Here is a 10,082-nt window from a genome sequence, read left to right on the forward strand (position 1 = left end):
CCCGAGCCAAGGGAAGAGAAATGGAAAACACCGCTACCGCCGTCAAGAACAAGATCGAGGTCAAGAACCTGAACTTCTACTACGGCAAGTTCCATGCGATCCGCAATGTGAACATGTCGATCCAGGAGAAGAAGGTCACGGCCTTCATCGGCCCGTCGGGCTGCGGCAAGTCGACACTTCTGCGCACGTTCAACCGCATGTTCGAGCTGTACCCCGGCCAGCGCGCCGAGGGCGAAATCATGCTGGACGGCGAAAACCTGCTGACCACCAAGACCGATATTTCGCTGATCCGCGCCAAGGTCGGCATGGTGTTCCAGAAGCCCACGCCGTTCCCGATGAGCATCTACGACAACATCTCCTTCGGCGTGCGTCTGTTTGAACGCCTGTCCAAGGGCGAGATGGACGAACGCGTGGAGTGGGCGCTGAGCAAGGCTGCGCTGTGGAACGAAGTGAAGGACAAGCTGCACCAAAGCGGCAACAGCCTGTCGGGCGGCCAGCAACAGCGCCTGTGCATCGCGCGCGGCGTGGCGATCAAGCCCGAAGTGCTGCTGCTGGACGAACCGTGCTCGGCGCTGGACCCCATTTCCACCGCCAAGATCGAAGAGCTGATCGCCGAACTGAAGAACGACTACACGGTCGTGATCGTGACGCACAACATGCAGCAGGCCGCCCGTTGCTCGGATTACACCGCCTACATGTACCTGGGCGAGCTGATGGAATTTGGCCAGACCGACCAGATTTTCGTGAAGCCGTCGCGCAAGGAAACCGAGGACTACATCACGGGCCGTTTCGGCTGATCGCATACCGGATCGTCCCTTGATGCAAAACGGCGCGCCTGACTGGCGCGCCGTTTTGCATTGGGCTGACCGGGATCGGTATGCGCCAGAAGCCGTAATTAATTTAGGCTTGAGCTATATAGGTGTCAACCAGGGGATAGCCGGAAGGGCGAGGGCGAATGGCGTCGTAGGCGGGATGATTCCCGGGCCGGGCGGGATTCTGGTATAGTTGCCACCCTTCGGGGCGTAGCGCAGCCTGGTAGCGCATCTGCTTTGGGAGCAGAGGGTCGTGAGTTCGAATCCCACCGCCCCGACCAGTAAATAAAAGGCCGTCAGTGAGAGTGCTCACTGACGGCCTTTGTCATTTCCGCGCCATGCGCCATGGCGACAACGCCAGGGCGCCCCGTTTCACGTCGATGCGCGAGGCGTGCCCGGTAGCTGGCGCCAGATGGCCTCGGCCACGACCGCAGGCGAAATCCCGTCCATGCCCGGGCCGTCCGACGGTTCAAGCGGATGAAGACAGGGCGCATAGCGCATGACGGGGCTGCACCCAAACAGTCCGATCGTTGGCACGCCATGGGCGACGGCGATGTGCATCCCCATGCTGTCATTGGTCGCAAAGGCCAAAGTCCGGGCGATCAGCGCCTGGCTCACGCAAATGTCCGTGTTGCCTTGCGTGATGTCGAGGACACGGATCGACGGCGGTAACGCGGCGCGAAGCTCCTGCGCGATGTGTTGTACATCGCTGGCGCCGCATAGCAGGAACGCCAGGTCGGGATCGCGTTCATGCAAGATTCGGGCGACCTGCGCATAGGCCTGCGCGGCATAGCGCCGTGTAGGGGCAGAGGCGTTCAGGCCAAAGCCGACCATCCGCGGCAGGCCTTCGGTGAGTTGCCCGGCGATATCAAGGGCGCGCGGGGCGATATCGAGCGATGGGTAGCGTGCCTCGTAGGGACAGCCCACCTTGCGTAACACCTCCGGCAGCCAGGTGTGGGTATCGGGATGCGGTGTCCCTTTGCGTCGAACCCAGACCCTGTCCGTGAGCCAACGCGCAAAATGCGGGTGATGCCAGCGCAGATAACCGACGCGCTGCGGGATGCCCGCAAGACGAGCCGCCGCCGCGATATGCGACCGGAAAGTAAACAGAAAAAGCGCGTCGTAGGCGCCTGCCGCCAAAACACGGCTAGCCTCGGTGACGCGAGCCCGACCCTCCAACTTGCTGATTTCTTTCAGCGGGACAACTTCTTTTACATAGGACTGGGCCCGAAACAGCGCCAGCGATGCCTCCGGCTGCGTCATGAGAAGCGTGACGGGGGTTCCGGCGTGTTCGGCCAAGGCCCGTGCGAAGACCATATTGAGGATGCCATCGCCGATCCCGCCGGAAATGTAGATAGCGGGGTTATTTGGCGTGCAACCATCCAGAGTCGACTGTTCCATATCGCTTGTCTATACGTGGTGAGGGGTGACGCTACATCCTGGTGCCTAGTTTCCCGTAAAAAAGGGCCTCCCCGTCAATGGGTATTACAAATGCAATTGCGGAGTAACGGCGAGCCCCGCGTGGGGTCCGCGGGGGCGAATATTCGCCCCGGGCGGGTACGGATTTTCGTTGATTTCGTGACGCCAAAACCAAGCGTGGCGCATATTTTTTTGATGGGCTTTGGGCCTGCCCCGGATAAGGCATACTTCGCGACGCCAGGCGCCTCCCGATGCGCCGGCACATAAGAGATTCGCGCCGTCCGATGCGCGACGACGTCAACGAGGAGAGAGGGATGACGAAGCAACCCAGATTTCATGCCATGCGTGGCAAGGCGGCCAGGGCGTTGCTGCCGGTCGCGCTGGCGCTTGGCCTGATGGCGGGCTCGCCCGCGCATGCCGAGGAGTATCCGTCGCAGCCGATCAAGCTGATCGTGCCGTTCGCGGCGGGCGGCGGCAATGACGGGATCGCGCGTCTGTTGGGCCAACTGCTGTCCGAGGGGCTGAAACAGCCGGTGGTGGTCGAAAACCGTCCCGGCGCGGGCGGCAAGCTGGGGGTGGAGCAGGGCCTGCGCGCCGCGCCCGACGGCTACACCCTGACCTTGATTTCCAATAGCTATTCGGTCAACCCCAGCCTGTACAAGTTGCCGTTTGATCCGGTGGGCGACATGACGCCGATCGGGATGATCGCGCGCGCCCCCTTCTTCGTGTCCGTCAATCCGAAGGTGCCGGTCGAGACGCTGGGCGAACTGGTCGCCCTGGCCAAGCAGAAGCCGGGTGTGCTGACGTATGCGTCGTCCGGCACGGGCGGTATTTCACATCTGGCGACGGAGGCCTTGCTGAAGACGGCGGGCATTTCCATGACCCACGTGCCGTACAAGGGCTCGGCGCCAGCGTTGACGGATACGGTATCGGGTCAGGTGGACGCGATGTTGACGACGGCGGGTTCCACCTTGCCTTATCGGGCGGATAAGCGCTTGAAAGTGCTGGCGGTGACGCTGCCGCAACGCGTGTCGTCGGCGCCGGACATCCCGACCGTGCGAGAGGCGGGGGTGCCGTATGACGTCACGGTGTGGTACGGCATTATCGCCCCCAAGGACGTGCCGCCCGCGATTCAAGCCAAGTTGAATGCCGCGATCAATGCCGCCGTCGTGCAGCCCGAGATGGCGGATCGACTGAAGGCCACGGGAGAGGCGGCTGCGCCGGGCAGCCCGCAGGACTTCCGTGATCAGATCGTGAAAGAGATTTCGCTTTGGGGCGATGTCGTGCGACAGGCCGGCGTTACCGTGAACTGACCCCGCTGGCTCCGCCCGTGCGTGAATGGCCGCGCAGTGTTTACTGCGCGGGTTCGAAGACGTACGTATGGGCGGAGCCCGGGTTCGGGTTGTACAGCGGGCACCAGCCATTCACCGGCGCGACCGTGCAGTACCGGTTCTGGCCGTATACCTGCGCCACTTTCCACGTTTGCGTGTTGTCGGCGCGTTCAAGCAGGTATTGCATCCGTACGCCCCGTTCTTTCTTGTCGCGCTCATCGATGTTCATGACGTAGCCCGGGGTGGGCGGCTTGGCGTTCCGAATGTGGGCGACGACGAGTGCGCGGGTGTCGGATTGCACATCGACGTTCACGATCTCGCGTTCGTAGGTCTCGGCGTCGCACCGGTCGTTGGCAGCCAGCGTGGCCTGGAGCGCTCCGGTCGACAGGCTGTCGCGGGTGGAGCGGAACGGCTGGTAAAGCTCGGCGGTTTCCTGGCAGACGGCGACGGCGTATCGCGCTTCCTCGTCGCGAACCTGCCACCAGGATTTCACCGCGGCGTCCGGGGTGTTGGCCGCCACCTTCAATTGCGGCGTAGCTGCTTGCAGGCGGGTCCAAGGCGATGTTTCTTCTTTGGAACAGCCGGCCAATACAAGGGCCAGCGCCAGCAGCAATACGGGTTTTGTCACGACGACGGATCCGGTTATTTAGGGTGGCGTCATGATACCGCTTTCGAAAATGCCCATGCCCGTGTCGCACACGCGTCGTGCACCGGCTACGGCGGTTCCTGCGTATGGTGGATCGTGTTAATCTTTGTCCTATGACAATGTCAATGCCTTGAGGCCCGAACCGTGAACGCAGACTCCTCCTCCAGCACGTCTCAGACGCAGCCGCTGCATGACTTGCACAACCGCTGGCCGGAAGCCGAGTCGGTTGAGGATTTTCGCCATAACCTGGCGGCGGTGCATGCGCGCATCGCGGCGGCGTGTGGCCGGGTGGGGCGCGATCCCGCCGAAGTTCGTCTGTTGCCCGTCAGCAAGACCAAGCCCGAAGCCAGCATCCGCCTGGCCCATGCGGCGGGTTGCCGACTGTTGGGCGAGAACAAACCGCAAGAGGCCTATCGAAAGTGGGAAGCCACCCAGGACCTGCATGACCTGCAATGGTCTGTGATCGGCCACTTGCAGACCAACAAAGCCAAGCTGGTGGCGCGCTTTGCCAGCGAATTCCAGGCGCTGGACAGCCTGCGCGTGGCTGAGGCGCTGGAACGGCGGCTGCAGGCAGAAGGCCGCGCCCTTGACGTGTTCGTGCAAGTGAACACGTCGGGCGAGGCCAGCAAATACGGCCTGCACCCCGATGACGTACCGGCCTTTCTGCGCGCGTTGCCCGGCTTTTCCGCGTTGCGCGTGCGCGGGCTGATGACGCTAGCGCTGTTCTCGGCCGAGGCCGAACGCGTGCGCCAGTGTTTCGTGCTGTTGCGCAAGCTGCGCGATCAACTGCGGCAGGACGCGCCGGCGGGCATCGCATTGGACGCGTTGTCGATGGGCATGTCCGGCGATTTCGAGATCGCCATCGAGGAAGGCGCGACCGTCGTGCGCGTCGGCCAGGCGATCTTTGGCGCGCGGGCCCTGCCCGACAGCCACTATTGGCCTACGGTGGAAGGGGAAGGCGCCGATTCGTGAGTGCGGACCGTCTTTCGTGACGCGCTTGTGGCGGGACGGGATCGGCGCTGCCGCAGGGCGGCTTAACCCAGGCTGTGCCTGAGGTCTTGGGCAAGCCGGGCGCATTGCGCCGGTTCAATGCGGGAGATCGTGATCCGCAGACCCGGAACCGCTTCCTGGACGGAGAAGGCGTCACCGTGGCGCACCAGCCAGCCTTGGCGGGCCAGGGCCAATGAGATCGCCTGGTCGTCGGTCTGCAACGGCACCCACAGGTTCAGGCCGTCGCTTTGCGCCGGAACGTCAATTCCTTGGGCGCGCAGCGCATCTTCCAGCATGTTGCGGCGGTTGGCGTAGTCGGCGCGGGCCTGGGTCAGCAGCGTGACCGTTTCAGGCTGCGTGAGCTGGACTTCAACAATGTCCTGCAGCAGATGGCTGACCCAGTTCGTGCCGGCGGCCAGGCGCAGGCGCAATTGGCGCGACGTGGCCGAATCGCTTGCCACGGCGGCGATCCGGATATCGGGGCCCAGCGCCTTGCTGAAAGAACGCACCAAGGCCCAGCGGTAGGCGTTGTCGGGGATGGGGGGGTGATAGGCGGCGTTGGAAAGCAGCGCGAAATGGTCGTCCACGATCACCATGACGTCGGGGTGCCTGGCCAGCAATCGCGCAAGCGCCCGTGCCCGCTTGTCGCTCAGATTGCAACCCGTCGGGTTGTGCGCCCGGGGCGTGATGATGACGGCCTGCGCCCCTTTGGCCAAAGCCGCCTCCAGCCCGTCGGCCCGCATGCCTTGCGCATCGACCGGAACACCGATGGCCTGCAGGCCGATGGTCCTGAGCGTGTTGATGCTGCCGAGGAAACAGGGGTTTTCGACAGCCACCTTGTCGCCGGCCACCAGATAAGCGCCAAGCAGCCTCTCGATGGCATCCACCGCGCCATGTGTCAGGTCGACGTCGAAGTGGGCGGGGCAGTCGGGCTGGAACCATTTGCGAAGGTGCGCTTCCAGCCCGGCATTGATGGTGGGCTCGCCGTACAGCCTGGGCCGGTAGGGACGCAGGCGTAGCGCGGCGTTGGGATCGGGCAGCCATGCGGGGTTCGGGTTGCCGCTGGCGAAATCGGTCAGGGGAGAATTGGCCAGCGTGCCTTCCTGTTCGCCGGCCTGGAAAGGGTCGCGGATGATCGTGCCCAGACGCCCTTGCGTGACGGCGATGCCGGCCGTGACAAGGCGCCGGTAGGCCGAGGCCACCGTATTGCGGTTCACTCCCAAGTCCACCGCCAGATCCCGCACCGGGGGCAGCGAGGCGCCTGCGGGCAACTGCCCGGCCAGCGCCAAGGTGCGCACGCAATCGTAGATCTCGGCGGCGGTCTTGCCGTGAATTTTCATATCGTCCTGGGACAAGGATTGGAACCCACCAGGCTAAGCGGGTTGTCGTCCTATGCGGCGGGTTTGAGCCGATTTTCCCATAACCAGCGGTTGCTGGGCGGCGGCCGAACCCGTTACCCCTGCGTCGGCAGCAGCTGCATGCCCGTGCGGCGCACGAATTCCTCGTAGCTGATCGGCGGGCCTTCCTTGGTGCTGGCGGCATTGGCCTGCCAGTGCACCCATGAACGCCCGGTCGTCGCGTCGTAGACCACTTTGTAGACATAGCCGGGCACCGCGACGCCCGACCCGATCGTCTTGGGTTTGTCGGTATAGAACGGCCCCGTGAAGACGTAGACGTCGCCTGCGGCGCGCATCACGTACTTTCGCGTGTCTTGTTCGATGCGGCTCCAGGGGCCGGCGTTCTGCGTCTGGTCCTGGGGCACCATGTTGGCCAGCGAAAAGCTCTGCGCCATGGACTCCCGGGAGCCCATGTCACCCGCCGGCGCCATGTGCCCGCGCGAATAGCCCGACCCCTTGTAATCGTCCAGGTCCGATCGTTCGGAGCGGGGCAGGCGCGCTTCAGCATAGAACTTGTCCGTGCGCGGCATTCCCTGGGCCTGCGAGAGAGTTTTCCGGTTCAGCCGTTCGGCTACGAAGACGGGAGTCTTTGTCTGGCCGCTATGCAAAACGGCGAATGCCGAGAAGCACAACTCGCGCAGATCGCCCCGGCTGGGAACGACAGGCATGTTGCCTTTCGGAAAGAACTGGGGGCAATCGGCAAAGCGGGTCTGGGAGAGCGCCCCGGCCGGCACCACGATGGGCGCGAATTTCTCTTGAGGCGGCCAGCCCAGCTTCGCCAGAATCGCGTCGGGCGAGAATTGGGCGGGCCATTGCGGCTTCAGTACGTAGGTGGCCGCGCCAAAACTGGCCAGCGACGACACCAGGAGCGCTCGCAGGAATCGGTATGTGCGGCCTGCCGAGCGGGTCTGGCTACGGGCTGCCGGGCGTTTTTTTCGTTGAACGGGTTTCTTCGCGCGCGTCATGCTACCTGTGTGTTGCTACAGGCCGGCGCCTTGGTAAGGCCGGCACGGCGACGATTGTAGATGACGGCTGATACCCCCTTATTTTGCCTGCCGGACCGGGCTTGCTTACACCACCAGCTTCACCCCGATCGCAAGCATCGCGACCCCCACGCACGCGTCCAGCACGCGCCATGCGCGTGGGTTGGCGAACAGGGGGCGCAGCAGCCGCGCGCCGTAGCCCAGCGTGAAGAAGAAGACGAACGAGGCCGTCATCGCGCCCAGCGCGAAGGCGGTCTTGGCGCCTTCGTACTGGCTGGAGATCGACCCCAGCAGCACCACGGTATCCAGATAGACATGCGGGTTCAGCCAGGTGAAGGCCAGGCAGGCTGCCAGCGTGGCGGCCAGGCCCGCCGTTTGCTTGGAGGAAGGCGACAGGCTGTCATGCTGCGTGCGCAGGGCGGAGCGCAAACTGCGCACCCCGTAGACCAGCAGGAACAGGGCGCCGCCGTAGCGCATGGCGGGTTCCAGCCAGGGCAGGGTATCGACGGCGAGTCCAAAGCCGGCCACCCCGGCAGCGATCAGCAGGGCGTCGGACACGGCGCACGTCAGGCAGACGGCAAACACGTATTCCTGGCGCAGCCCTTGCCGCAGCACAAAAGCGTTTTGCGCGCCGATCGCAACGATCAGCCCGAAACTGAGCAGGAAGCCGGGAATGAAGGCGGTGGTCATGGGTTGCCCTGTAAAAGGGCGACAGACTAGCCTTTTCCGGAAAATTAGAAAAACTAAATAGCCTAAATCAACTTTAGTTTCGCTAAATAGGCCGTGTGATGCGGGCTGTTGGGCGGTGGCGCACTTGCGTCCAGGCGCGAAGGACGCTGCCGCCTCCAGCCGTCAGGGATCAGCCGCCGTTTTGATCGGCCGCCTTCAGCAAGCCATAGAGCTTGTCCTTGAGCTGCAGCTTTTCCTTTTTCAGCACCTCGATATTGGTGCCGGAACTGGGGACGATACCGTCCTCCATATTCTTGATTTCCTGGTCTAGATCGTTATGGCGTTGGAACAGGGCGGAGAAATGCGCGTTCTCGGATTTCAGCTGGGTAATGAGTTGGCGATATTCAGGGAACATTGAGGCCTCTCTTGGGTACCAGTTGACGGGACCGGTGGCGCGCCAGGCATGACGCGTGCCGGCGTCGATTCCATGACACGCCAACACCCGGGCCTTGTCAACCGAAGGGCCAAATCCTCCTCCACCAGGAATTGATGCGGCGCAAGCGCGCCGTGGCTCTAGCAAAACTGTCTCGCATGCTCACGTTTCTTTACATGAGTGTTTCCGCCCAGAGATACACTCGCTTCCCCGTGGTCAGCCATAAAAGTGACATGAAACAGCGCGTGCCCATCTATCGGCAAGTCTTTGAACTCTTTAGGCAGGACGGACGTATCCATGCGGGTACGGGAATGATGAGCGGCGTGATTGCGCTGTTCCTGGCAATCCTGGCGGTGCTGGGCGTGCTGGCCTTCCACTTCCCTGCCTATCTGACCACGCCGGAACTGCGCGCCTTCTATTCCGTGGATGCCATGCGCACGCTGCTATTTGGCGCGCTGCTCGTGTCCGGGTCGATCGCGCTGGCCAACACGGTGCTGGGGCGCCAGCGCTGGCTGAACATCTCGGCCTTCGTGCTGGTCTGCTGCGCCGTCGCGGCCGGCGGCAGCCAGGTCGTGGTGACCACGACCAACACGGGCAATCACCCGTACCTGGGCCTGGATTGGTTCATCCTGGATTTGCTGGCCTCCAGCACGGTCTTCATCATTTTCGAGAAGTTGACGCCCTTGTATCCGGGGCAACCGGTGTTCCGCGGCGAATGGCAAGTGGACATGAAGCACTTCCTGTTCAACCACCTGTCGGTGGGGGCGGTGCTGTTGTGCATCAACTTTTTCATTCACCGCCTGTTCTCGTGGGCAGCGTACGAGCCCTTGCAGGCTGCGATCCAATCCATGCCGTACTTGCTGGAGCTGTTCGTCGCCGTGCTGGTGGCGGATCTGGCGCAGTATGCCGCGCACCGGGTCTATCACGAGGTGCCCGTCATGTGGCGCTTCCATGCCGTGCACCACAGCACGCGCACGCTGGATTGGCTGGCGGGCTCGCGCCTGCACATCGTGGAGCTGCTGATTACGCGCGTGGCGGTGCTGGGCGTGCTGTTCGTGCTGGGTTTTTCGAAATCGGTGCTGGACGCCTACATCATCATCGTCGGCTTCCAGGCAGTGCTGATCCATTCCAACGTGAAGCTCCCATGGGGATGGCTCCGCTACATCATCGTGACGCCCGACTTCCACCATTGGCACCACTCGTCGGACAGGGAAGCGATCGACAAGAACTACGCGGCGCACTTCTCGTTCATCGACTACATCTTCGGTACCGCCGTGCGCGGGGTGGGCAAGCGCTTGCCCGAGAACTACGGCATCCTGGACAACGACATGCCGGGCACCTTTCTGGCGCAGCAGGCGTATCCCTTCCTGCGCAAAAAGTAGCTCTTCCCGGCGTGCGGGCC

The 10,082-nt window shown here is 63.2% G+C and carries 10 protein-coding genes and 1 tRNA gene; 5 read left to right on the top strand and 6 right to left on the bottom strand.

Features of this window, described 5'->3' with window-relative positions; genetic code table 11:
* Positions 1–20 precede the first annotated feature (20 nt).
* Complete coding sequence (gene pstB / locus ACE039_RS29480) at positions 21–797, top strand: phosphate ABC transporter ATP-binding protein PstB (protein ID WP_105559896.1); 777 nt, start codon at positions 21–23, stop codon at positions 795–797.
* Positions 798–1,016: 219 nt separating this feature from the next.
* Positions 1,017–1,093: transfer RNA gene (locus tag ACE039_RS29485), tRNA-Pro, on the top strand.
* A 91-nt stretch (positions 1,094–1,184) separates the two neighbouring features.
* On the opposite strand, the gene ACE039_RS29490 is transcribed toward ACE039_RS29485, so the two are convergent.
* Positions 1,185–2,213, bottom strand: a complete 1,029-nt coding sequence (locus tag ACE039_RS29490) for a glycosyltransferase family 9 protein (RefSeq protein WP_485824112.1) — start codon at positions 2,211–2,213, stop codon at positions 1,185–1,187.
* A gap of 332 nt (positions 2,214–2,545) precedes the next feature.
* Between ACE039_RS29490 and ACE039_RS29495 the strand changes: the two genes are divergently transcribed.
* Positions 2,546–3,544 carry a Bug family tripartite tricarboxylate transporter substrate binding protein gene (locus tag ACE039_RS29495; protein WP_485824113.1) on the top strand — a complete coding sequence of 333 codons (999 nt, stop codon included), beginning with the start codon at positions 2,546–2,548 and terminating at the stop codon, positions 3,542–3,544.
* 40 nt (positions 3,545–3,584) lie between these two features.
* Here ACE039_RS29495 and ACE039_RS29500 read toward each other — a convergent pair whose 3' ends face one another.
* Positions 3,585–4,190: a hypothetical protein gene (locus ACE039_RS29500; protein ID WP_310030782.1), complete on the bottom strand. Its 606-nt coding sequence runs from the start codon at positions 4,188–4,190 to the stop codon at positions 3,585–3,587.
* A 162-nt stretch (positions 4,191–4,352) separates the two neighbouring features.
* On the opposite strand from ACE039_RS29500, the gene ACE039_RS29505 reads away from it, so the two are divergent.
* Positions 4,353–5,180 (top strand): YggS family pyridoxal phosphate-dependent enzyme, encoded by an 828-nt coding sequence (locus tag ACE039_RS29505; RefSeq protein ID WP_485824114.1) that lies wholly within the window; start codon positions 4,353–4,355, stop codon positions 5,178–5,180.
* A 62-nt stretch (positions 5,181–5,242) separates the two neighbouring features.
* Here ACE039_RS29505 and ptsJ read toward each other — a convergent pair whose 3' ends face one another.
* From ptsJ to ACE039_RS29525, 4 genes are all read right to left on the bottom strand, one after another.
* On the bottom strand, positions 5,243–6,538 hold the full coding sequence (gene ptsJ, locus ACE039_RS29510) for a MocR-like B6 salvage transcription factor PtsJ (RefSeq protein ID WP_485824137.1): 1,296 nt from the start codon (positions 6,536–6,538) through the stop codon (positions 5,243–5,245).
* A 113-nt stretch (positions 6,539–6,651) separates the two neighbouring features.
* The gene (locus ACE039_RS29515) at positions 6,652–7,560 is read right to left on the bottom strand and encodes a DNA/RNA non-specific endonuclease (protein ID WP_310030775.1); all 909 of its coding nucleotides are present in this window, start codon (positions 7,558–7,560) and stop codon (positions 6,652–6,654) included.
* A 105-nt stretch (positions 7,561–7,665) separates the two neighbouring features.
* On the bottom strand, positions 7,666–8,268 hold the full coding sequence (locus ACE039_RS29520) for a LysE/ArgO family amino acid transporter (RefSeq protein ID WP_485824115.1): 603 nt from the start codon (positions 8,266–8,268) through the stop codon (positions 7,666–7,668).
* Between the two features lie 169 nt (positions 8,269–8,437).
* The gene (locus ACE039_RS29525; RefSeq protein WP_105558019.1) at positions 8,438–8,662 is read right to left on the bottom strand and encodes an HP1242/YdcH family protein; all 225 of its coding nucleotides are present in this window, start codon (positions 8,660–8,662) and stop codon (positions 8,438–8,440) included.
* Between the two features lie 251 nt (positions 8,663–8,913).
* On the opposite strand from ACE039_RS29525, the gene ACE039_RS29530 reads away from it, so the two are divergent.
* Positions 8,914–10,062 (top strand): sterol desaturase family protein, encoded by a 1,149-nt coding sequence (locus ACE039_RS29530; protein WP_105558018.1) that lies wholly within the window; start codon positions 8,914–8,916, stop codon positions 10,060–10,062.
* Positions 10,063–10,082: the final 20 nt, after the last annotated feature.

It is taken from the genome of Achromobacter maghribensis (genome assembly GCF_057334215.1).